This window comes from Pseudomonas vanderleydeniana, assembly GCF_014268755.2.
GTDB lineage: Bacteria > Pseudomonadota > Gammaproteobacteria > Pseudomonadales > Pseudomonadaceae > Aquipseudomonas > Aquipseudomonas vanderleydeniana.
The window spans coordinates 2,808,042-2,828,701 of record NZ_CP077093.1; the positions used below are offsets into that span (position 1 = coordinate 2,808,042).

At 65.3% G+C, this 20,660-nt stretch carries 23 protein-coding genes, 1 pseudogene and 1 riboswitch; of the genes and pseudogenes, 8 read left to right on the top strand and 16 right to left on the bottom strand.

The window, feature by feature from the left end:
• Window positions 1–23: 23 nt before the first annotated feature.
• The 4 genes and pseudogenes from HU752_RS12680 to HU752_RS32150 form a co-directional block, all read right to left on the bottom strand.
• Entirely contained in the window at window positions 24–1,331 is a 1,308-nt protein-coding gene (locus HU752_RS12680) for a voltage-gated chloride channel family protein (protein WP_186679708.1), read from the bottom strand.
• 78 nt (window positions 1,332–1,409) lie between these two features.
• Window positions 1,410–1,477: riboswitch (Fluoride riboswitch) on the bottom strand.
• A gap of 36 nt (window positions 1,478–1,513) precedes the next feature.
• Window positions 1,514–2,194, bottom strand: coding sequence for a class I SAM-dependent methyltransferase (locus tag HU752_RS12685; protein WP_186679711.1), 681 nt, complete (start codon window positions 2,192–2,194; stop codon window positions 1,514–1,516).
• Between the two features lie 78 nt (window positions 2,195–2,272).
• A complete protein-coding gene (locus HU752_RS32145) occupies window positions 2,273–3,145 on the bottom strand; it encodes a methyl-accepting chemotaxis protein (RefSeq protein WP_437182366.1) in 873 nt (290 codons plus the stop codon).
• A pseudogene (locus HU752_RS32150) lies at window positions 3,128–4,192 on the bottom strand (methyl-accepting chemotaxis protein); the annotation flags it as partial. The pseudogene HU752_RS32150 and the gene HU752_RS32145, both read right to left, overlap by 18 nt.
• A 276-nt stretch (window positions 4,193–4,468) precedes the next feature.
• Between HU752_RS32150 and HU752_RS12695 the strand changes: the two are divergent.
• Entirely contained in the window at window positions 4,469–5,680 is a 1,212-nt protein-coding gene (locus HU752_RS12695; protein ID WP_186679725.1) for an MFS transporter, read from the top strand.
• A gap of 21 nt (window positions 5,681–5,701) precedes the next feature.
• Window positions 5,702–6,181 (top strand): P-loop nucleotide/nucleoside kinase family protein, encoded by a 480-nt coding sequence (locus HU752_RS12700; protein ID WP_186679729.1) that lies wholly within the window; start codon window positions 5,702–5,704, stop codon window positions 6,179–6,181.
• Window positions 6,182–6,324: 143 nt separating this feature from the next.
• Here HU752_RS12700 and HU752_RS12705 read toward each other — a convergent pair whose 3' ends face one another.
• Window positions 6,325–6,810, bottom strand: coding sequence for a hypothetical protein (locus HU752_RS12705; RefSeq protein ID WP_186679732.1), 486 nt, complete (start codon window positions 6,808–6,810; stop codon window positions 6,325–6,327).
• Between the two features lie 114 nt (window positions 6,811–6,924).
• Window positions 6,925–7,641, bottom strand: a complete 717-nt coding sequence (locus HU752_RS12710; RefSeq protein WP_186679735.1) for a murein L,D-transpeptidase catalytic domain family protein — start codon at window positions 7,639–7,641, stop codon at window positions 6,925–6,927.
• Between the two features lie 133 nt (window positions 7,642–7,774).
• Between HU752_RS12710 and HU752_RS12715 the strand changes: the two genes are divergently transcribed.
• The 4 genes from HU752_RS12715 (at window position 7,775) to HU752_RS12730 (ending at window position 11,168) form a co-directional block, all read left to right on the top strand.
• On the top strand, window positions 7,775–9,349 hold the full coding sequence (locus tag HU752_RS12715; RefSeq protein ID WP_186679737.1) for a L,D-transpeptidase family protein: 1,575 nt from the start codon (window positions 7,775–7,777) through the stop codon (window positions 9,347–9,349).
• A gap of 112 nt (window positions 9,350–9,461) precedes the next feature.
• The gene (locus HU752_RS12720) at window positions 9,462–9,884 is read left to right on the top strand and encodes a helix-turn-helix domain-containing protein (protein WP_186679740.1); all 423 of its coding nucleotides are present in this window, start codon (window positions 9,462–9,464) and stop codon (window positions 9,882–9,884) included.
• A complete protein-coding gene (locus HU752_RS12725; RefSeq protein WP_186679742.1) occupies window positions 9,881–10,750 on the top strand; it encodes an alpha/beta fold hydrolase in 870 nt (289 codons plus the stop codon). Before HU752_RS12720 ends, HU752_RS12725 begins: the two co-directional genes overlap by 4 nt.
• On the top strand, window positions 10,743–11,168 hold the full coding sequence (locus HU752_RS12730) for a DUF4180 domain-containing protein (protein ID WP_186679745.1): 426 nt from the start codon (window positions 10,743–10,745) through the stop codon (window positions 11,166–11,168). The genes HU752_RS12725 and HU752_RS12730 overlap by 8 nt, the downstream gene beginning before the upstream one ends.
• A 148-nt stretch (window positions 11,169–11,316) precedes the next feature.
• Here HU752_RS12730 and HU752_RS12735 read toward each other — a convergent pair whose 3' ends face one another.
• The gene (locus HU752_RS12735) at window positions 11,317–11,700 is read right to left on the bottom strand and encodes a hypothetical protein (RefSeq protein WP_186679747.1); all 384 of its coding nucleotides are present in this window, start codon (window positions 11,698–11,700) and stop codon (window positions 11,317–11,319) included.
• Window positions 11,701–12,039: 339 nt separating this feature from the next.
• Here HU752_RS12735 and HU752_RS12740 point away from each other — a divergent pair, with 339 nt between their 5' ends.
• Window positions 12,040–12,435: a hypothetical protein gene (locus tag HU752_RS12740; RefSeq protein WP_186679750.1), complete on the top strand. Its 396-nt coding sequence runs from the start codon at window positions 12,040–12,042 to the stop codon at window positions 12,433–12,435.
• Between the two features lies 1 nt (window position 12,436).
• Here HU752_RS12740 and HU752_RS12745 read toward each other — a convergent pair whose 3' ends face one another.
• The 9 genes from HU752_RS12745 to HU752_RS12785 all read right to left on the bottom strand — a co-directional run bounded on the left by HU752_RS12745 (window position 12,437) and on the right by HU752_RS12785 (window position 20,248).
• Window positions 12,437–13,327, bottom strand: a complete 891-nt coding sequence (locus tag HU752_RS12745; RefSeq protein ID WP_186679754.1) for an alpha/beta fold hydrolase — start codon at window positions 13,325–13,327, stop codon at window positions 12,437–12,439.
• Complete coding sequence (locus tag HU752_RS12750; RefSeq protein ID WP_186679757.1) at window positions 13,324–13,782, bottom strand: DUF1330 domain-containing protein; 459 nt, start codon at window positions 13,780–13,782, stop codon at window positions 13,324–13,326. Before HU752_RS12750 ends, HU752_RS12745 begins: the two co-directional genes overlap by 4 nt.
• 23 nt (window positions 13,783–13,805) lie before the next feature.
• Window positions 13,806–14,447 carry a DUF2239 family protein gene (locus tag HU752_RS12755; protein ID WP_186679759.1) on the bottom strand — a complete coding sequence of 214 codons (642 nt, stop codon included), beginning with the start codon at window positions 14,445–14,447 and terminating at the stop codon, window positions 13,806–13,808.
• A gap of 182 nt (window positions 14,448–14,629) precedes the next feature.
• Window positions 14,630–15,877, bottom strand: coding sequence for a cytosine deaminase (gene codA, locus HU752_RS12760; protein WP_186679762.1), 1,248 nt, complete (start codon window positions 15,875–15,877; stop codon window positions 14,630–14,632).
• Window positions 15,874–17,094 carry a PucR family transcriptional regulator gene (locus HU752_RS12765; protein ID WP_186679765.1) on the bottom strand — a complete coding sequence of 407 codons (1,221 nt, stop codon included), beginning with the start codon at window positions 17,092–17,094 and terminating at the stop codon, window positions 15,874–15,876. Before HU752_RS12765 ends, codA begins: the two co-directional genes overlap by 4 nt.
• Window positions 17,091–18,356, bottom strand: coding sequence for a cytosine permease (gene codB / locus HU752_RS12770; protein WP_186679769.1), 1,266 nt, complete (start codon window positions 18,354–18,356; stop codon window positions 17,091–17,093). The genes HU752_RS12765 and codB overlap by 4 nt, the downstream gene beginning before the upstream one ends.
• Before the next feature lie 258 nt (window positions 18,357–18,614).
• Window positions 18,615–19,061: a DMT family transporter gene (locus tag HU752_RS12775; protein ID WP_186679772.1), complete on the bottom strand. Its 447-nt coding sequence runs from the start codon at window positions 19,059–19,061 to the stop codon at window positions 18,615–18,617.
• On the bottom strand, window positions 19,058–19,585 hold the full coding sequence (locus tag HU752_RS12780; RefSeq protein WP_275959761.1) for a GNAT family N-acetyltransferase: 528 nt from the start codon (window positions 19,583–19,585) through the stop codon (window positions 19,058–19,060). The genes HU752_RS12775 and HU752_RS12780 overlap by 4 nt, the downstream gene beginning before the upstream one ends.
• 96 nt (window positions 19,586–19,681) lie before the next feature.
• Window positions 19,682–20,248, bottom strand: coding sequence for a helix-turn-helix domain-containing protein (locus tag HU752_RS12785; protein WP_186679788.1), 567 nt, complete (start codon window positions 20,246–20,248; stop codon window positions 19,682–19,684).
• 210 nt (window positions 20,249–20,458) lie between these two features.
• Between HU752_RS12785 and HU752_RS12790 the strand changes: the two genes are divergently transcribed.
• The gene (locus tag HU752_RS12790) at window positions 20,459–20,647 is read left to right on the top strand and encodes a hypothetical protein (protein WP_186679791.1); all 189 of its coding nucleotides are present in this window, start codon (window positions 20,459–20,461) and stop codon (window positions 20,645–20,647) included.
• The last annotated feature ends 13 nt before the right edge of the window (window positions 20,648–20,660 follow it).

A 20,660-nucleotide genomic window follows, 5' to 3' on the forward strand; every position in this document is an offset into this window, starting at 1 on the left:
TTTCAGGCGGGAGTTCTCCGGCCTTATTTCCTGTCTTTTTCGGCGGACCTGGCCTGTGCCCGGTACTGCTTCACTTCGCCCAGGCGCAAGCCTTCGGGCAGGTCGCCGCGATGCTTGCTGTGGCCGACGCGCTGGGCGTTGTAGATGCCGGTGTGGCCGGACACCAGGTAGCTGGCGATACAGGCGATGGCCGCGAACGGCGCGATCTCGGGACCGAACAGCTCCATCGCCATGACGATGGTCGCCAGCGGCGTATTGGCCGCGCCGGCGAACACCGCGACGAAGCCGAGCCCGGCGAGCATGGCGAATGGCAGGTGCAGCAGTGGGGCGAGGGCGTTGCCCAGGGTGGCGCCGATGTAGAACAGCGGGGTCACTTCACCGCCCTTGAACCCTGATCCCAGTGAGGTCACGGTGAATGCCAGCTTGCCGAACCAGTCCCACGGCGCGACCGGTACCTGGAACGACTGGACGATGCCGGGAATGCCCAGGCCGATGTACTGATGGGCATCCAGTGCCCAGACGGCGAGGGCGATCACCGCGCCGCCGAGCAGTGGCCGCAGCGGAGGGTATTTGATCAGCCGTTTCACCCAGGCGCCCAGCCGGTGGGTGGCGCTGGCGAACAGCAGGCCGGCCAGGCCGAACACGACACCGGCCAGTACGGTCGCGGTGATGCTCCAGAACTGCACCGGCACCACTTCGCCAATCGGGTAGTGGCTATGCACCACGCCCCAGGCCAGGCCGACCTGGTCGGCAACGATGGCCGCGACCATGCAGGGAAACAGCGCGTCGTAACGCATCCGGCCGATAGCCAGCACCTCCAGGCCGAACAGTGCTCCGGCCAAAGGCGTACCGAACACCGAGGCGAAACCGGCACTGATGCCGGCCATGAGGATGATCCGCCGGTCTTCGCGGCGCAGGCGCAGCCAATGGGTCAGTTGGTCGGCGAGGGCGCCGCCCATCTGCACCGCGGTGCCTTCGCGGCCGACCGAGGCGCCGAACAGGTGCGACACCAGCGTACCGCCCAGCACCAACGGAACCATGCGCAGCGGCACGGTCTTCTTCGGGTCGTGGATTTCATCGATCAGCAGGTTGTTGCCGGCGTCCACCGGCTTGCCCAACCAGTGATAGACCAGCCCGACGGCCAGTCCGGCCAGCGGCAGCAGCCAGATCAACCCGGGATGGCTTTCGCGCCATTGGGTGGCGTGCTCCAGTGAGAACAGGAAAAACGCCGAGGCGCTGCCGGCCAGCACGGCCACGACACAGGCCAATAGCAGCCATTTGCCAAGGTAGGGCAGGAGATCGAGTTGTTCGGGGCGTGAAAATCTGGACATAGGGTCAGCCACAGGAATCGAGGGGGCCTGACCAACGGGAAATCTGCACGCGCGCGCCTACAGACCTGTGGTGATCAGGTGTCTGTAGGCATCATCAGCTGCAGCACAGCGGTTGGGTACGGAGGAATGCCATCTCCGGAGCGTCGATCATAGCCAAGTGGCGGTGTGCTTGTAAAATCTTGTTACGTGTTGGGCGCGGTGCGCTGGGCCTTGATGATCAATGAGGCTGGCAATGGCGCTTCGGGCAGGCGCGGCTCCTCGATGGACTCCAGGCGCCAGGCCGGGGCGAGGGTGGCGAGCCAACTGCTCAGGGTGCGGTAGAACCAGGGCATCGGTTGCCAGTCGCCGGCGCCCATCGCGGTGAAGTGCTCGACCCGCCAGCCGTCCGCATAGGGCGGCTCCACGCACAATGGGTGCAGCGTCTGGATGATCAGGTGGGCGTCGGGGCGGGCCGTGTCGGCGAGGGCCGCCAGCAGGTCGGCGGTCTGTTCGTCGAGCAGGGAGAAGTTGCAGGCGATCACGTCGAAGTCCGTGCCGAGCCGCTGTGGTTCGGCAATCACCTCGGCATAGGACCGGCAGTGGAATTCGCCGGCACCGGCCTGTGCGGCCAACTCCAGCAGCCGCGGTGACACGTCGACACCGGTGAGCTGGCCACCGTGTTCGACCAGGGCCCGGCACAGCCAGCCTTCACCACAACCGACATCCAGCACCCGGCCGGGCAGATAGGGCCGCACGGCATCGATGATCGCCGCATTGGTGACCTCGCGGCGGCTGCGTATCTGGCCCTCGCGAACCGCCGTGGTCCAGGCCTGGGCGTTGCCGGACCAGCTGTCGATCAGCGCCTGTGAGGGATCGTCGTGCATGTCGGCCGCCGTGCGTGGAGGGTTGATCCACGCAGTCTGCCGCCGAATGCACGTTCGTGGCTAGTCCGCTCCCTGTGGCTACAGGGTGAACTTGCCCACCAGCATCTGCAGGTGGTTGCCCAGGCGGGTCAGCTCGACGCTCGACGAGGCGGTTTCCTCGCTGGCCGCCGAGGTCTGTTCGGAGATGTCGCGGACGTTGATCACGCTGCGGTTGATCTCTTCGGCCACCGCGCTCTGTTGCTCGGCCGCCGTGGCGATCTGGTGGTTCATCGACTCGATGGCCTGCACCGACTCGCTGATGCCATGCAGCGATGTGCCGGCCTGGCGGGTCAATTCGACGCTGCTGTGGGTCAGGGCGCGGCTGCTTTCCAGGCTGAGGGCGACCTTGTCGGTGCCGCCCTGCAGGCCGGTGATCAGTTGCTCGATTTCCTCGGTGGAACTCTGGGTGCGCTGCGCCAGGCTGCGTACTTCGTCGGCGACTACGGCGAAGCCGCGACCGGCTTCGCCGGCACGGGCGGCCTCGATGGCGGCGTTGAGCGCCAGCAGGTTGGTCTGTTGCGCCACCGACTTGATGACGTCGAGCACGCTGCCGATCTTGTCGCTTTCCTGCTTGAGGTCGTTCATCGCCGCGGTGGAGTTGCCGACTTCGCCGGCCAGCCGCTCGATCTGCGCCATGGCCTGGGCCAGCACCTCGTCGCCGGCGCGGGCTTCGTGGCTGGCGTTGACGGCGGCGCTGGAGGCCTGCTCGGCGTTGCGCGCGACGTCCTGCACGGTTGCGGCCATTTCGTTCATGGCGGTGGCGACCTGGTCGGTCTCGTGTTTCTGGTTGTTGACGCCGCTGCGGGTCTGCTCGGTGACCGCCGACAGTTGCTCGGCGGCGCCGGAAATGCGGATCACACCGTCGCGCAGGCCGCCGATCAGCTCGCGCAGGTTGACGGTCATGCGTTGCATGCTCAGTTGCAGCAGGCCCAGTTCGTCGCGACGCGAGACCGTGGAATGGTCGGTCAGGTTGCCGCTGGCGACCTGTTCGGCCCGGCGCAGGGTTTCCATCAGCGGGCCGACGATCAGCCGGGTGATGGCCCAGGCGGCGATCACGCCGAGCAGCAGCGCGGCGAGCAGGGCACCGCCGAGCAGGTTGCGCGCAGCCAGGACGTCATCGCGACGCTGGTCGACCTGGTCCTGCGACAGTTGCTGGGTGGCAGCGAGCAGGTTCCTGATATCGCCATCGAGCTGCACCTGGGCGCTATCGGCCTTGCCCTGGGCGTCGGCGAACAGGGCGACGGTATCGCGGTAGCTGGTCATGGCCTGCAGCAGGCGTTGCACGTCGCTGTCTGAGGACGCAGGAAGGTGGCCCGGGAGGGTCTTGATATAGGTGATCGCATCTTCGATGGCGTCCCTGGCCGGTTTCTGCAACTCGGGCTTGAGGCTGTAGCTGTAGCCGCGCAACTGGAAGCGTGCCTGCTGGACCACGGTCTGCGCCTTTACCAGGTTGTCGATCTGGGCCTGGTCGCCATTGGGCGAGGTGGCCATTTCCATGAGCTTTTTCAGTTGCGCCACGGCCAGGTCGGCATGCCCGCCAAATACCGCGCGGGTGGCGTCCCGGGCCTGGACGGCCTGGCTGAAATCGTTGAAGTGCGCCCGGTAGCTCTTGGCGACCGTGGTCGCGGTGTCGAGCAAAGGCTGGCTGGCCGGGGAATGGAACACCGAGCGGTCGTGGGCCAGGTGGTTGTCGAGACTGTCGAGCAGCTTGACCACGGCGGCGGCGCGCTCGGCGTCCGGGTTGATGCTGTAGAACAGCCGGCTGTTGCGCACGTCGCGGGTCAGGTCGTTGAGCTTGGCGATGTCGAGGATGCGGTCGCTACGATCCCCGAGGGCCTGAATGCCCAGCCAGCCGGTGAGGGCAATCAGCAGGGTCAGCAGCATGACGGCACCAAAGCCCAAGGTGAGCTTGGCTCTGACACTGATGTTCTCCAACAGCCTGTTAAGTGGGGCAAGCATTCGGGCAATCTCCGCCGTGACAAACCGCTGATATGAAAGGGGCCGTACCCCGGTCGAAGGGGCACCGCTGGAATATCGGTCGGGAAAATTGAAACTTTATGTTTCAGAGTGTGTATTTCTTACCGGCTTCTGGCGCAGATGCCCTGCACGGCGGAGCTGGGGGGGAGCATGACGGCCCGGTCCGGTATCTGTGATACTGGAAACCTTTCGTCAGAAGATCTCATCGAGCCTTGCAGGGAGCGGCCCTGATTGGCGGCCAGCCAGGAGACAATAAGGATGTTGGCGGTACTCAAGCGTTATCCGACTTCGGTCAATCTGCTGCTGTTTTCTACGCTGGTCCTGACCCTGGGGCGGGCGATCACGCTGCCGTACCTGGTGATTTTCCTGTCCACCCAGTTTTCCCTGGCGATCAGCGAGATCGGCATGACGGTCGGCTGTGCGCTGGTGGCCGGTTCATTGCTCAGTGTCTACAGCGGCTACCTGACGGACCGCGGCTCCAGTTTTCGCCTGATCCTGGGCTTCACCCTGCTGTTCATGCTTGGTTTCATCGGCATGTGCGTCACCCATCGGCTGTGGTTGTTCTTCCTCTTCCTGGTGCTGTTCAACTTCGCCTACGCGGCGATCGACGTGGTGGTCAAGGCGACCCTCGGCCGTGTGCTGGCGGAGTCGGAGCAGTCCGGGGTGTTCTCGGCACGTTATACGCTGATCAACATCGGCTATGCGGTGGGGCCATTCGTGGGCGCTGGGTTGGCGCACCTGGATGTCCGGCTGCCGTTCGTGGTCTCGGCGTTGCTGGGGGCGGTGGCGTTCCTGGCGTATTACCAGTTCGGCGAGCGGCACCTGGCACCGGTCGACCGCACCAGTGTACCGGTGTCCTTCATCGGCGTGGGGCGGATCCTGCTCAAGGACAAGCGGCTGGTCTGCTTCACCCTGGGGGGTGTGCTGAGCGCCGTGGTGTTCGGGCAGTTCACCGCGTACCTGTCGCAGTACCTGGTGACCACCACCAGCCCGGAATTCACCTACCACATCATCAGCGCGGTGGTGGCGGTCAACGCCGTGGTGGTCATCAGCCTGCAGTTCCTGATAGGCAAGCGTATCAGCCATGAACACCTGAACCTGTGGCTGACCGCCGGCTTCACCCTGTTCCTGCTGGGGGTGACGGGCTTTGCGCTGTCGAGCACGATGCTGCACTGGTCGTTGGCGATGGCGGTGTTCACCCTGGGCGAAATCATCGTGTTCCCGGCCGAGTACATGTTCATCGACCGGATCGCGCCGGCGCACCTGCGGGGCATGTACTACGGGGCGCAGAACCTGTCTTCCCTGGGCGGCGCGATGGGGCCGGTGCTGTGCGGTTTCGCCCTGGCCTGGTGGGCGCCACAGTTCATGTTCTACATGCTGGCCGGGTTCATCATCGCCGGTGGCTGCTTCTACCTGGCGGGGGCCAGCTATGCGCGGCAGCATGAGGCCGCCGAGCAGGACGGGCACTGATCGCAAGGAGGCGCGAGCGCCATGAGCCAATCCATATTGCACCTGATGTGCGGCAAGATCGCCTCGGGCAAGTCCACGCTGTCGAAACGCCTGGCGGATGAACATGACGCTGTGCTGTTGAGCGAAGACCCGTGGTTGGCGGCCCTGTATCCGGACGAGATCAAGTCCGTGGCGGATTATGTCCGCGGTGCCCGGCGTATTCGCGGTGTACTCGGCCCGTTGGTAGTCGGACTGCTGTCGAAGGGGCTGTCGGTGGTACTGGATTTCCCCGCCAACACCGTCGCCGACCGTCAATGGTTGCGCAGCCTCGCCGATCAGGCGGGAGTAGAGCACTGCCTGCACTTCATCGACCTCGACGACACCACCTGCAAGGCCCGCCTGCATGCACGCAACGCCAGGGGGGAGCACGACTTCGCGGCCACCGATGCCGAGTTCGAGTTGATTACCAGCTACTTCAACACGCCTGTCGAGGCGGAAGGGCTAACCATCACTCGGTACTAGCCGGACCCGGCCCTGTCGATCGTTCTCGCACTGCGCATCCGTCCTGGTGACGCGGAGCGTCACGGGCTGCGTTCCCACGCAGAGCGTGGGAACGATCATCACGTTTCCACTCAGAGTGTGTGAACGATCAAAAAATCACGAAGTTATCCTTTGGACCAGGCGCCTTCCGAGGCAGGACGTGATGTGGGTCGGCCCTGGGAACCAGGCGCTGGTGCTGCAGTTGGTTTCGCATGGAGGAGCAGCGCTGCAAGCCCGACGGCGCCGAGAATGGGCCAGCCGAACAGCCACTTGACGTCAGGTAAGACGATCATGAGTGCCAGGGAGGTTGCCACTCCGAGCGACAGTCCGATCCAGGCAAGGGGGGACCAGGACGGACGGGAGTCGCAATCCATGAAATGGCCGTACAGGCAACTGGCAGTGATGACTCCCGACCAGCCGGTTGTCACTACAGTGATGTACGCCATGCATGACACGACAATGCTCCAGGCATTGCCCGCATGCGTCAGGGTCGACACGGAAATGACCAAGGCGGCAAGGCCGGCCAGGAAGGCTGCCAGGAACGTTGGGGCAAGAATCAGGACACCCAGTGTTCGTAGATAGATCGTCTTGATCCGGTTTGTTTTCTTCATGCCGTCCAGCGCTGAGTTCCTTCTCTTCTGGCAGTCAGTCGTCCACGGATGTCGGGTCCGAGCTGATCAGCGCCCACCTTAACACGCCGGCTCCCACGGCGGGCGGCGCCGGTCCTAGCGCGCCACGCCCCTGGCCTTGGCGCTGGCCATCTGCTGTGGCTTGCAGTTGAGGTAGGTCGAGGACTTGAGCCAGTGTCGATCCGGGTACCAGGAGAACATGAACTGGCCATCCTTGAGTTTGTCGACCACCTGCTTGGCCACCTGCGGGCGTACGGCTGGGCAGCCCTGGCTGCGGCCGATGCGGCCTTCGCGCCGGCTCCACAGGGGGCTGACGTAGTCGGCGGCGTGGATCACGATGTCGCGGTCGCGCGCGCGGTCGTTGAAGCCCGGTTCCAGGCCATCCATGCGCAACGAGTAGCCGTGGGTGCCCTCGTAGCTCTCCTGGGTGCGGAACAGGCCCAGGCTCGATTGATAGCTGCCGACCCGGTTGGAGAAGCGGGTGGCGAAGTTCTCCCCGGATTTCTGCCCGTGGGCGACCAGGTCGCGCAGTACCAGGGTTCTCTTGCGCAGGTCGAAGATCCACAGGCGCCGGGCCGTGGAGGGCAGCGAGTAGTCGATCACGGCCAGGCGCTCGGACTGTTCATGACCGTGCCCAACCGCGCACTGCATCGCATTCAGCGCACTTTTGAGCACCAGGGGGTTGAGTTCCGGCGCGGCGTGGGCGAGGCTGCCGTACAGCGTCGGTTTCACTGCGCTGGCGGCCAGGGCTGAACCACAGGGAGCAGCCAGGGTCAGAATGATCAGGCAGAGTCGATAGCAAGATGTCAGCATGTAGAGAGCGTCTCCGCCTTCAGTGCAGGTTCATGCATCCCATGGGTTGTGCGATCCCGGCCGTCTCGAGGGTATTCGCCTCTGCCATAACCGTAGACCGCCCGCGCGATGACCGTGGATGGGAGCCTAGCCCTTGTTCAAAAAACACGCATGTTACTTGAGCCTTTGCCTGCTCGTTGCACCATTGGTCGCGACGGCCGACGACCTGCTCGGCGATCCGCCCACGCCGTTGCAGGCGACACTGGCCCAATTGTCGACGAGCTGCCCGGGCCTGGCGGCGCAGATGGATGCGGCCACGCAACTGCGCTTGCAGGCCTTCTACCAGCAGCAGGGTAATGCCCCGCTGTGGTCCGCCGAAGGGCGGCTGGCGGCGTTGCAGGCCCAACTGCCGCAACTGGCCGACGACGGACTGGACCCGGCGCGTTATCCGTTGCCCCGGGATGCCGGTACCAGTGATGCGCTGTGCAGCGATATCCAGGTCAGCCGGCAGTACCTGCAGGCCCTGCACGACCTGCGTTACGGGCGTCTGTCGCAGGCGCGTTTCGAGCCGTTGTGGCGCTCCCAGCCGTCGACCGGCGAACCTGACGCCGAGCTGCTGACGCTGGCCGCGACCGGCTTGCAGGACATGGCCCAGGCTTTCAATCAGGCCCGGCCCAACGCCGAGCTGTACCGCAACCTGCGTAGCGCCTATGCGGCGCAGCGCCAGCAACCGCTGCCACACTGGTCGACCGTCGATGGCGGCCCGCTGTTGCGCCCCGGCATGGAGGATGCCCGGGTGCCGGCGCTGGCCCGGCGGCTGTTCGCCGAAGGCTATCTGCCGAACCGGCCCTCCGATACGGAAAAGGTCTACGGCGAAGAGCTGGCCGAGGCGGTCAAGCATTTTCAGTACCGGCATTCGCTGCAGGCCGATGGCGTGATCGGCCCGGGCACCCTGGTCGAGTTGAACGTCAGCCCGGCGCTGCGCCGCGAGCAGTTGCGCCTCAACCTCGAGCGTTTCCGCTGGCTGTCGCCGGATCTGGAGCCCGAGGGCGTATTGGTGAACGTCGCGGCGGCCCAGTTGAGCTTCTATCGTGACGGCGAACCGTTGTGGCAGACCCGCCTGCAGGTCGGTCGCGCCGATCGGCAGACGCCGCTGCTCAAGTCGCGCATCACCCGCCTGACCCTCAACCCGACCTGGACCGTGCCACCGACCATCCTGCGTGAGGACAAGCTGCCGGCCATCCGCCCGGACCCCGCGGCCTACCTTGCCCAGCAGAACTTCCAGGTGCTCGACAGCGAAGGGCGCCCGCTGGCGGCGAACGAGGTCGACTGGGAGCGGCCGGGCAACATCCTGCTGCGCCAGGGTGCCGGCCCGCGCAACCCGCTGGGCAAGATCGTCCTGCGCTTCCCCAACCCGTTCTCGGTATACCTGCACGACACCCCCAGCCAGCCGCTGTTTGCCAAGGGACCGCGGGCCTTCAGTTCAGGCTGCGTGCGGGTCGAGCAGCCGTTGCACTTGCGTGACCTGTTGCTCAGCAGCGGCGAGCGCACCCGCACCGACGACCTGCTGGCGACTGGCACCACCCATGAGTACCGGCTGACGGCGCCGGTGCCGATCCTGCTTGCGTACTGGACCGTGCAGGTCGATCACGATGGCACCTTGCTCTACGCGCCGGATATCTATGGGCGGGATCCGGTGCTGCTGAAGGCCATGGGCAGTTCCTCGTAGGGCGTATTGTTCCCTAAAAAGGGGTTACAACCCAATATTTGGCACTTACTTGTTCTTTATTGTTCCTTTTTTGTGTATTTTAGGGAGTAATAGGGAGTTAATAGGTGCCAGCATGGCTGAAGAGTTCTACACCGTTGCCCAGGCTGCCGAGCGTTTGCAGCTGCATGCCAAGACCGTCCTGCGTTTCATCCGGGAAGGGCGTCTGCCGGCGACCCGGATTGGCAAGTCCTACCGACTGAAGGCCGGGGACGTGGCTGTCTTTGCCGGCAGTGAATCGGCTGAGAGCCTGACGCCGGAGCCGATTCGGGCCACCTGCATCGTCGAAGTGCCGGCGCTGTCGTCCTCGCGGGCCGAGCGCTTGATCACGCTGTTGCAAGCCACGCTGCTGGGGCGCCGGGGCGGGTCCGAGCCGATCCAGTGCCAGACCGCCCATGATGTGTCGCGCTCATTGCTCAAGATCGTGCTGATCGCTGCGCCCGCCGACGCGGCGGCCTTGCTGAGCCTGATCCAGACGCTGGCGGATGACTGTCAGTGACTCAGTTCTACAGGTCCGCCGGGCTCGAACGATTGGTGCGCGAGCGCTACCGTGCGGTGCTCTCGCACTGGCCGGTGGCCAACCAGCAGTTGCACTTGCAGACCACCTTCGGCGAGACCTTCGTCGTGGCTTGCGGCGATCCGGCGGCACCGCCATTGGTACTGTTGCACGGGTCGTTATCCAATGCGGCGGCGTGGATGTTCGACGCTGCCAATTGGTCCAGGCATTTTCGCGTCTATGCGTTGGACATGATCGGCGAGGCGGGCGGCAGTGCGGCGATCCGCCCGGCCCTTGCCAGCGATGCCCATGCCCGGTGGCTGGGCGAGGTGTTGCAGCAGTTGGGGATCGATCAGGTGGCATTGGTCGGGGCATCCCTGGGCGGTTGGCTGGCCGTGGATTTCGCCTCGCGTCATCCCCAACGGGTGCGTCAATTGGTGTTGCTCTATCCCTCGGGCATCGGCCGGCAGCGTGCCTTCTGGTACAAGGCGCTGCCATTGTTGTTGCTCGGAGAGTGGGGGCGTCGCCGGGTTCGGCAGAGCGTGCTGGGGCCGCCGCCACCGGGATTGTCGGCCGAGGCGCACGAGGTATTCGCGTTGATGGAACTGATCGGCCGTAGTCTCAGGCCGCGCCTGGAAAAGATACCGATCCTCGATGATGCTGCCTTGCGTCGCCTGGGCATGCCACTGCTGGTGGTGGCCGGCGGGCAGGATGTGTTGCTCGACAGCTTCGAAACCATGGCGCGGGTTGCGGCGCAGGTTCCCCATGCGGTGACTCGGCTGGTGGCCGAGGCACCGCACCATGTCAGGGGGCAGGGCGAAGTGGTGCGGGCGTTTCTGTGCGATGAGGACGCGCGCGGCAATGAGTGAAAATACATTGATCCGGATGGGCTCCGTCGTCGTGCTGGCCTGGGCCGACAGCGGCGCGGTTTTGGCATGTGAGCAGGATGCCCAGGAGCTGATCGCTGTGGCCTGGGAGACCGGCGCCAGTCTGCTGGCCATTCCGGTCGGGCGCCTGGCCCCGGCGTTCTTCGACCTGCGCAGTGGCCTGGCCGGCGTGGTGCTGCAGAAGTTCGTCAACTACCGCCTGCGTGTGGCAATCATTGGCGAGATAGCGGTCTACACTCGCGGCAGCGAGGCCCTGGCCGAGTTCGTCAGCGAGTCCAACGCGGGCCGGAGTGTCTGGTTCCTGCCCAGTCGGGCAGATTTGCAGGCGCGTTTGCTGCTCGCTGACCAGGGCGGGCTCAGTGTGGCCCAGGATCAAGTGTCGTGGGGCGGGCGGTACTGAGTTCAAAGGCGGCGAACCTGAGACGGTCGGCCAGCCGCTTCTGCAGGAGCATCGACCGGTGGTCGGTCGCACCGATCTCGACGGTGCTGATGGCAACCAGGGGCATGGTCCCTTCCATCGTGGGTTGATTGGGGGACAGGGCTTCGCCTCAGGCTTGCAGGGAGTCGCGGGCCCGTGCCAGGGCTTCGTCGCGGGTGGCGACGATCAGCATGGGGTAGCCCCAGAACTTCTCGTAGGCCGGGGCGAAGGATTCGGTCGCTGCCCGTATCGCGGCATCGGCCTCGACGTAAATCGCCACTTTCACAAAGGCCCGCAGTGCTTCCTTGTGGCGCTTCATCCAGAGCGATACCTGCTTTCTCTCTTCATGGGTGTGTTCGTAGCGACCTTCACCCAGGCCCTCGTCGTTGAGCAGGACGAAGGCCTGCTCGCGCTCGAGCAGGGCTTCGAAGCCGGCGAAGGGGTTGGCCGTGGGGGCCAGGGCACGGTTGACCTGCATCCAGACCAGCGGGAAATGGCTGTCATCGACCTGCATGTCCTTACTCCTTGGGGTTAATGCGATAAGTTCACGATACCCGGCGCTGGTCTGAAGGTCATTGCGCAATATGGCCACATTATTGTTCAAAACGGCCAAGGGCCGCCCATCCTTGAATGGACTGCCTGGCGTGCTGCAGATCCCCTCCGATGAATCCGCAGGCCACCGCGCTGTCGACGACATCCCGCGGCCCATCCATGCCTTGCCTGCTTCGCAGGTCTCCCAGCGCTGGGAGCATGGCCGCCATCAGCACCGCAAGGCGCAGTTGCTGTATTCTCTGCGTGCCAGAGCAGTTGCCGTACGGTAGGGTAGGGGCCTGCATCCGATGGGAAGGAATCCATGTCGCCGCTACTCGATGTCTCTTCATTGCGCGCCATTGCGCAACGCTCGGCAGCCGTCAGCCAAACCTGCCCATGCACCGCCAAATCCCTGGCCGGCTGGGAGGGGTGGCCGGTCACCCTGCGTGAGAGCCAACTGCGCCAGATCGGCTCGCTGGCCGAGTTGGCGGAAGAGGAGGCGACCCTCGATGAATACCATCCCGACGGCACCTCCTACTGGTCGGTCGCCGCCCCCATCGCACCGCTCTACTATCCGTACAACCAATGTGGCGTCTGGGAGTGCCTGGCATGTGGGCGCGCCTACCTGCGCTACAACGATGACGGCGCCTATCACTCCGAGAGCCGTATTCGCGGACTGGATCCGGCGCTGATCGTCGACGCACCCTACCAGCGGTGATTCAGGCCCGGCGAGCGTTGCGCACGATTGCCGCGCTGACGAGCGGATAATGCGCCGGTGGCAGGTCGTGGCCCATGCCTTCGACCAGCAGGAGTTCGGCACCGGGGATCGACGCCGCGCTGTCCTCGCCACAGGCGGGCAGGATCAATGGGTCATCCGCGCCGTGAATGATCAGCGCCGGCGCCCGGATGGTTGCCAGGCGTGGGCGCAGATCACCGGTGGCGGCAATGGCCGCTATCTGGCGCGAAAGGCCGCCGGTGCCACCGGCTCGGCGCCTTTCTTCGAGAATCAACTCACGCTGCGCAGCTTCATCGAAGGGCTGGGCGCTGCCGGCGATACGCCGGGCGAACGCCAGGCTGTGTGCCAGGTAGGCGGCTTCGTCCACGGCCGGGTCGGGGGCGGGATGCATCAGCATCGCCATCAACTCCGGGGCGGTCTGGGGCAGTGCGGGGTTGCCGGTGCTGGACATGATCGAGGTGAGCGACAGCACCCGCCCGGGGTGCTCGCTGGCCAGCAATTGGGCGATCATCCCGCCCATGGAGCGGCCTACCACGTGGGCACGTTCGATGGCGAGGGCGTCGAGCAGCCCGAGCGCGTCCCGGGCCATGTCGTGCAGGCTGTAGGGCACCTGTGGGCGCTGCCCGGCCATCAGCGTGGCGACCAGTGCGCCGAGGTCCGGCGTGCCGCGCTGGCTGAAATGAGTCGAGCCGCCGCTGTCGCGATTGTCGAAGCGGATCACCCGGAACCCTTCGGCCGCCAGGCTTCGGCAGAAGGGCACGGTCCAGCGGAGCATCTGGGTGCCGAGTCCGGCGATCAGCAGGATCGCCGGGTCGTTGGGGGCGCCGAAACTGTCGTAGGCCAGTTCCAGGCCATTGGCTGGCAGGGTGGTCATGTGCGGGCTCCTTCGACAGCGTTGAACCGGTGGGCGGTCATCGGCAGCAGGCGCGAGTCTTCCAGGGCCGCGGTGCGGTGGCCGAGGCCTTCGAGGTAGCCGGCATGGCTGGCGAAGCCGAGAAACGCCTCGACACTGCTCTGGCGCACCAGCATCACCAGATCCCAGCGTTCGCTTTCGGGGCCTATCAGCCAGGCTTGAGCGTTGCCCAGGTACAACAGCTCGCCGCCAGTCTGCTGCAGCAGCGGTCGGGTATGGTCGATGTAGCGCTCGAAGGCCTCGGCGCCGCTGATAGGGCGCGCCGGTGCGAGTTCGGGGTTGGCACTGTAGTCGGCGACTTGGCGAAAGCGCAGTAGGTTGAGCATCGTCACTTCACCGGCAAGGCCTTGCTGAACGAAGCGCCGCCCGGCTTCCCAGGTCGGTTCGAGGTAGCAGGCGGCAATGGGGTTGTGCATCGTGACTCCTGTCGTCGGATGGTTTACCGGGCGTTGTCCTGGGGACCGAACGCCAGGCGCAGCAAATGCTGGCGGATATCCTCGGGCCAGGCGGCGATGCGCTGTTCCAGGGCCGTACGGTCGTCGGCGAACAGCGCCCGGGTCGCTTCCTCGTAGTCGGGGAAGTCACCGGCGATGGCGAGCATGAACTGGTACGTGGCCTCCTGGGCGGCGCGCCGCTGCTGGCGTGAACCGCCATTCTTGCGGGCATCGTCGACCAGCCGGCGCAGCACGGCCGAGGCGCCGCCGGGCTGCTGTGCGAGCCATTCCCACTGGCGTGGCAACAGGGTGACTTCGCGCGCCACGACGCCGAGTTTCGGTCGGCCACGGCCCTTGGGTTCACTGGACTGTTGCGTCGAGGCCTCGGTCGAAGCCTCTGCCGGTGGACGGTAGCGCCCGGCCGATGGCCGTGGTGGCTGGGACAGGCGTTCGATGATGTCGGCCTTGCTGCCGCGCAGGTCCAGGTCGATGACCCGGCCGGTGCTGTCGTCGAACACCAGCACCGTGCAGCTGGTATCGCTTTCGTTGGCCGCCTTGACGGCCAAGGCCACTTCCACCAGCGGTCCCGCGCTCAACAGGCGATGGGCCGCGAAGGCCGTGACGGGTTTGGTAAGCAGGTCGGACATTTGATCATTCCTCCGTGTGAGGAGGCCATTAATACCCGGGTATTAATTTATGGTCAATATTGCCCGGGTAATAATTGAGATCAGAGGGGCGTGGCGGTTGCCAACTGTCGCCTGGTTCCAGGGCACGGTTCTGCGCTGAGGAACCGACAGCCTGGTGCTGTCGGCGATAACCGGTACCGACGTTACGGCTGCTCGCAGAAGCGCTCCACGACCGCCGGCGTGCGCTTGAGCAGCACCTTGCCGGCGCGGATCGACACCAGGACCTGGCCCTGGCGGCGGATCATCTCGTAGTCGTCCGGCGCCGAGAGGATCAGCAGGTTGGCCGGGCGGCCGGTCTCGATACCGTAGCGTTCGCCGAGGTTCAGGGTGCGGGCGCTGTTGTCGGTGATCAGGTCCAGGGCGCGGGTCAGATCCTGGTAGCCGAGCATGTGGCAGATGTGCAGGCCGGCCTCGAGCACCCGCAGGATGTTGCCATTGCCCAGCGGGTACCACGGGTCGACGATGGAGTCCTGGCCGAAGCAGACGTTCAGACCGGCTCGATCCAGTTCCGCCACGCGCGTTACGCCGCGGCGCTTGGGAAAGGTGTCGAAACGCCCCTGCAGGTGGATGCTCTCGGTCGGGCAGGAGACGAAGTTGATCCCGGACAGCTTGAGCAGGCGGAACAGCTTGGAGCAGTAGGCGTTGTCGTAGGAGCCCATCGCGACGGTGTGGCTGGCGGTGACCCGGGTGCCCATCTCGCGTACACGTGCCTCTTCGGCCAGCACTTCGAGGAAGCGCGAGTGCGGGTCGTCGGTCTCGTCGCAATGCACGTCGACCAGGCAACCGGTGCGCTCGGCCAGGTCCATCAGGAACTTCACCGAGGACACGCCCTGGTCGCGGGTGTTCTCGAAGTGCGGAATGCCACCGACCACGTCGGCGCCCAGGGCCACCGCTTCGGTCATCAACTCACGACCATTCTTGTACGACTCGATGCCTTCCTGGGGGAAGGCGACGATCTGCAGGTCGATCAGGTGGCGGGTTTCCTCGCGGACCTCGACCATGGCCTTGAGCGCGGCCAGGGTCGGGTCGGTGACGTCGACATGGGTGCGCACGTGCTGGATGCCGTGGTCGACCAGCATGTCGATGGTCTTGCGGGCGCGGGTCTTGGTGTCCTCGTGGGTCACCAGGGCCTTGCGCTCGGCCCAGCGCTCGATGCCTTCGAACAGCGTGCCGCTCATGTTCCAGCTCGGTTCGCCGGCGGTCAGCGTGGCGTCGAGGTGGATGTGCGGCTCGATGAAGGGCGCGGTGACCAGGTTCTGTGCGGCGTCCAGGTCTGTGTCTTGTGCCTGGGCGACGCCGGGCTGGGCGACGATGGCGCCGATGCGCTCGCCGTCGAGTTCGATGCGATAGAGGCCGGTCTTGCCGCGCAGGCGGGCATTGATGATGTTCATGCAGGCTCCTTACAGGTTTGAGTCATGCGCCAGGCCAGCAGGGCCACGGCGGCATTCATGCGAAACAGCGGGTCGTCCAGTGATTGCCCGCTTTGTTGTTCGATGCGCTGGATGCGTTGGGCCAGCGTGTTGCGGTGGATCTGCAGGCGGCTGGCCGCCTTGAAGGTGTTGGCGTTTTCCTGGAGCAGGGCGTCGAGGGTTCTGAGCAGGGTCAGCGGCTGCTTGCGTCCGGTATCAATCAGCGGGCCGAGGGTCTGCCTGACGAAGTCGTCGATCAGCGAGCGGTCGCCGATGCCCTGCAGCAGGCGCAGCACGCCCAGTTCGCTGAAGTCGCACAGGCCGCTGGCCGGGCGCAGGCTCTCGGCGACATCCAGCGCCTGGCGTGCCTCGCTCAAGGCCCGGCGATAGTGGCCGCAGTCCTCGACACGGCTGGCCAGGCCCATGAACAGGCTCAGTTCGCCGACGTGTGCGCTGGCGCTGCGATACAGGGCCGCGAGGGCCTGGGGCAGGTCGGCCTGGTCGGCGAGCAGGAGCACGAACAGGTCGCCTTGCAGGATCACCGGCAGCGGCTCGCTCTGCTGGCGGCTCCAGGCTTCCAGGTGATCCTGCAGCGCCTGGCGGGTCTGCTGCAGCAACTGCTCCGCCTGGTCGGGCGCATGGCGTTCGAACAGCAGGCTGACTGCCGACAGCCGCAGCGCCACCAGGCGCCGTGGCCCCTCGACCGGCAGTTGCGCATGGGCCGCGCGCTGGCGGGCGATGGCCAGGCTCGGGTAGTCGCCGGTCAGCAACTGGCCGAGGATGTCCTGCCGTGAGCGCCGGGCCTGGGCCATGTGTGCCAGTGCCGTGCCGATGGCGTGGGTGACCACGACCATCTTCAGCAGGTAGGGCTGTTCGATCAGTGGCAGGCCGAGTTGTTCGGCCCGTTCGATGACGGCCGGGGGAATGCGCTGGATGAACGCCTCGCCAGTGAGGATCACCAACCCGGCGATGCCGACGGCGACTCCATCTTCGACCAGGCCCAGCAGGTTGCCTTCCTCGCGGCTATGGTTGATGCCGGTGACGAACACCAGCTCACCGCCCATCACCCATTCGGCGATGCCTTCGTTCTCGGCCACGTAGGGCCAGCGCACGCTGCGCTGCAGGTGGGCAGCACCCGCCCGCACGCGCAACTCCTCAAGCCCGGGCAGCTTGAGGATTTCCTCGACCGTCAGGCTCATTGACCGCCCTGCATGGATTGAAGGGCATTGCGCCGGCCGCGCAGCTCGACCAGGCCGATGTAGCAGACCGCGGAGGCGGCGATACCCACCAGCGGCGCGACCCAGGGCGAGCTGTAGGCCAGCAGGGCGCCCACGGCATAGGCGACGAGGCCGTTGAAGTTGTAGCGCGGCAGCTGGACGCTGCCCAACTGCGGGTACTGGCCGCGATGGCGGTACCAGAAGTCGGCCATGATCACGCCGCCGATCGGCGGGATGATCGAGCCGAGCAGCACCAGGAACGGAATGAGCATTTCATACATGCCGCCAATCGCCAGCAGGATGCCGACGCCGGCGGCGGCCAGGGTCATGCTGCGCCGACGTTCGCTGCGCAGCAGGTGGCAGGCCGCGGCCGAGACGTTGTAGATGGTCGGGCCCTGAATGGTCCACAAGTTCAAGCAGAGCATGACCACGGCGGCGAAGGACAGGCCCTGCAGCATCATCACCTCGACGATGTCGGCCTGCTGATAGACGATTGCACACCAGGCGCCGGCGACGATCATCAGACCGTTGCCGACCAGGAAACTGATCACGCTGGCGATCACCGCGACCCGCCCACTGCGCGCCAGTCGCGTCCAGTTGGTGGCCTGGGTGGCGCCGCTGGCGAAGGTGCCGAAGACCATGGTCACCGCGGCGGAAAAACTCATGGCCTCATGCGGGATCACCGCGGCCAGGCCCTGCAGGCCGCCGATCTTGCGGGTGGCGATGACCATCGAGATCACCAGCAGCACGAACATCAGCGGTACCGAAACCCGCGACAGCACGTCCAGGCCCTTGTAGCCGATGATCGCGGTGAGACTGAAGCCCAGGCCGAACAGGATCATCAACGGGATGGTCAGGCCACTCGCCAGGCCGAGCATTTTCACCAGCACGATGGCGACGGTCGCAGTGCCCCAGGCGTACCAGCCCAGTTCGGCAAAACCGAGAATGAAGTCGGACAGGCGGCTGCCGGCCTCGCCGAAGCAGAAGCGCCCCATCAGCACGGTATTGAGGCCGCTGCGCGAGGCGATGAAGGCCAGCACCGCGGCGTACAGCGCCAGCAGGCTGTTGCCGATGGCCGCAACCCAGAGCATGTCGACGAAATCGAAGGCCATGCCCAGCTTGCCGCCGGCGAACATGGTGCCGGTGAAGAAGGTGAAGCTGAACAGCACCATGGAAATGGACAGCAGTCCCTTGCGGGCATGGGAGGGGGCTTCACTCAGGGGGAATTCGCCGGTGGAACTCATGTGCTTTTCTCCGAACCGAAAAACGGTGCAATGAAAGGTTGGCTTGCGATGCCGGGGCATGAGCAATAACCAGGCCCACTTTCAATCGCTGGAGATCGGTAGAAAAAGCAGGCAGGTATTACATTTTTTTATGTGCAACTTGCACATTTTTATTGCGATATCGCCGTTGAATATGTGCAGGATGCTTCAAGGCGGGGCGAGTGTGCACCAACTGCGTCCATAGTCGTAACATTTTTTGTCGCGCAGCCCGGCTGAGCTTCAGAAGTGCCGTGACGCCACCAGATAGGCGCCAGCCACCAGCAGGACTGCTCCGCAGAGGGAGGATAGACAGCCCTGCAGGTCGAGGTGGCTCGCCCGAATGAAATCGACGGCCAGCCCGACGAGCAGTTGACTGGCGACCAGCACCGAAATCGTCGCCGCCGCGCCCAGGCGCTGGTAGCCGAAGATGCTGGCGAAGACGAAGAACGATCCGAGCAATCCGGGCAAGAGGCTCCAGTAGCGCAAGGCGCCGAAGGCCTCGCCGATGCCGGCCAGGCCGGCGCGACCGAGCAGCAGGCTGAGCAGGATGACGAAGCCGGCGGCCGAGTTGATCAGCAGGGTGATCAGCACCGTGGAGACGCTGCTGGTGATCTGGACCATCAGCAGGTTCTGCGCGACCACGGCGGCGCCGGCCGCGACCAGCAGTGCGAGGATCAGCCCGCTCACGAGCGCGGGGCCGGGGTGGTGCGATCATCCAGGATGAGCTGGAGGAACACCAGGTCCAGCCACTGGCCGAACTTGGCACCGACCTGGCGCAAGTGGCCAGCCTGCTCGAATCCCAGCTTTTCATGCAGGCGGATCGAGCCGAGGTTCTGCGCCTCGATACCGGCGACCATCACATGCTTGCCCAGCGTCCGGGCGGGTTCGATCAGCCGCTGCATCAGCAGGCTGCCGAGGCCGTTGCCGCGCTGGTCGGCACGGATATAGACCGAGTGTTCGACCGTGTGCCGATAGCCGTCCCAGGCCCGCCAGTCGCCGAACGAGGCATAACCCAGCACGTTCCCGGCTTCGTCCACCGCCACCAGCACCGGGTAGTTCGCCTGTTGCCGGTCGGCCAGCCAGGCCAGGCGGTTGGCGGTATCGACCGTCGCCTCGTTCCAGATGGCGGTCGAGTGCTGGACGGCGTCGTTGTAGATCGGGGTGATGCCGGCGATGTCGGCAGGGATTGCGTCGCGGATGAGCATGGCCACTCCTGGGGGTTGTCACTATGGTGGACTTATAATCCAATATAGTGGACTTTGCAGGCAAGCCTTTCCGCGACGCCAGGTCGGGCAAGGCCGTGAGGCTCAGGCAGTTTTCAGCAGGGCGATGGCGTAGATGCAGTCGGCAGCCGATTCATTGGCGAACTGGCAGGCCACGGGCGGGCCCAGTTCCAGGCAGTCGCCCGCGTGCATGGCGTGGCGCACGCTGCCTTCGGTAAAGATCAGCTCGCCTTGCAGCACCCAGATCAACTGGCGCTGGAAGCTGTAGGCCGAGGCCGGCATGGGCACGGCCTTGCCGGCGGGCAGGGTGATGTGCACCAGATCGAGCGGCAGGTCGGATTGTGGCGAGACATGGCGGCGCAGGTAGCCGGTCTCCGGATCGGTCCAGGTCGGTTGGTCCTGCTTGCGCAGCAGGCGGCCCTGTTCGACCTCGGCGCGGGCGATCAGGCTGGAAATGCTCAGGCCGAAGGCGCCCGAGAGTCGGCCGAGCAGGTTGGCGGTCGGGCTGCTCTCGCCGCGCTCGACCTTGTGGATCATGGCGCGCGAGACGCTGGCGCGTTGGGACAGCTCGGTCAACGACCAGCCGCGGCTTTCCCGTTCGGTGCGGATGCGCGCGCCGATGCGGGCATCGATATCGGTGTCTGCTTTCATCGTGCAACTATAGTGGACAGGAGGCTGCCGGCTCAATGCTGTTGGCTGGGAATCGGGGTGAGCCTGTTCGCGGGAATCCGCCAACAGGCTCAGGAGGTTTTTCCAGGCAGCAGACCGAAGAGGCCGGCTCGACCCTCGCTTGCACAAACCTTCAAGACCCGTAGGGCAAGGGGGCGCCATCATCGTCGTTCATCCTTGAGCGAGGTCCCGATGTTCCTGAATGACGATGGCAGTCCCGGACAAGACTTTTCCGAAAAGGGGAGTCGCCTGCCTATCACTTCGGCGTGGTTGTTCGGCATAGCCGTGGCAGTGCTCTTCGGCGTGTTCATTCCGGGCTGCTGGTACCTGCTGGCGGGCACGGTGGCGGGCCTCACCTGGGCCTATCTCTGGCGTCGGTGAGGGGCCACGTTCC

What these genes read in the sequence shown, in the direction of transcription:
- HU752_RS12680 (WP_186679708.1), bottom strand. Translation starts at nt 1,331, where the DNA reads ATGTCCAGATTTTCACGCCCCGAACAACTCGATCTCCTGCCCTACCTT.
- HU752_RS12685 (WP_186679711.1), bottom strand. Translation starts at nt 2,194, where the DNA reads ATGCACGACGATCCCTCACAGGCGCTGATCGACAGCTGGTCCGGCAAC.
- HU752_RS32145 (WP_437182366.1), bottom strand. Translation starts at nt 3,145, where the DNA reads ATGCAACGCATGACCGTCAACCTGCGCGAGCTGATCGGCGGCCTGCGC.
- HU752_RS12695 (WP_186679725.1), top strand. Translation starts at nt 4,469, where the DNA reads ATGTTGGCGGTACTCAAGCGTTATCCGACTTCGGTCAATCTGCTGCTG.
- HU752_RS12700 (WP_186679729.1), top strand. Translation starts at nt 5,702, where the DNA reads ATGAGCCAATCCATATTGCACCTGATGTGCGGCAAGATCGCCTCGGGC.
- HU752_RS12705 (WP_186679732.1), bottom strand. Translation starts at nt 6,810, where the DNA reads ATGAAGAAAACAAACCGGATCAAGACGATCTATCTACGAACACTGGGT.
- HU752_RS12710 (WP_186679735.1), bottom strand. Translation starts at nt 7,641, where the DNA reads ATGCTGACATCTTGCTATCGACTCTGCCTGATCATTCTGACCCTGGCT.
- HU752_RS12720 (WP_186679740.1), top strand. Translation starts at nt 9,462, where the DNA reads ATGGCTGAAGAGTTCTACACCGTTGCCCAGGCTGCCGAGCGTTTGCAG.
- HU752_RS12730 (WP_186679745.1), top strand. Translation starts at nt 10,743, where the DNA reads ATGAGTGAAAATACATTGATCCGGATGGGCTCCGTCGTCGTGCTGGCC.
- HU752_RS12735 (WP_186679747.1), bottom strand. Translation starts at nt 11,700, where the DNA reads ATGCAGGTCGATGACAGCCATTTCCCGCTGGTCTGGATGCAGGTCAAC.
- HU752_RS12740 (WP_186679750.1), top strand. Translation starts at nt 12,040, where the DNA reads ATGTCGCCGCTACTCGATGTCTCTTCATTGCGCGCCATTGCGCAACGC.
- HU752_RS12745 (WP_186679754.1), bottom strand. Translation starts at nt 13,327, where the DNA reads ATGACCACCCTGCCAGCCAATGGCCTGGAACTGGCCTACGACAGTTTC.
- HU752_RS12750 (WP_186679757.1), bottom strand. Translation starts at nt 13,782, where the DNA reads ATGCACAACCCCATTGCCGCCTGCTACCTCGAACCGACCTGGGAAGCC.
- HU752_RS12755 (WP_186679759.1), bottom strand. Translation starts at nt 14,447, where the DNA reads ATGTCCGACCTGCTTACCAAACCCGTCACGGCCTTCGCGGCCCATCGC.
- codA (WP_186679762.1), bottom strand. Translation starts at nt 15,877, where the DNA reads ATGAACATCATCAATGCCCGCCTGCGCGGCAAGACCGGCCTCTATCGC.
- HU752_RS12765 (WP_186679765.1), bottom strand. Translation starts at nt 17,094, where the DNA reads ATGAGCCTGACGGTCGAGGAAATCCTCAAGCTGCCCGGGCTTGAGGAG.
- codB (WP_186679769.1), bottom strand. Translation starts at nt 18,356, where the DNA reads ATGAGTTCCACCGGCGAATTCCCCCTGAGTGAAGCCCCCTCCCATGCC.
- HU752_RS12785 (WP_186679788.1), bottom strand. Translation starts at nt 20,248, where the DNA reads ATGAAAGCAGACACCGATATCGATGCCCGCATCGGCGCGCGCATCCGC.
- HU752_RS12790 (WP_186679791.1), top strand. Translation starts at nt 20,459, where the DNA reads ATGTTCCTGAATGACGATGGCAGTCCCGGACAAGACTTTTCCGAAAAG.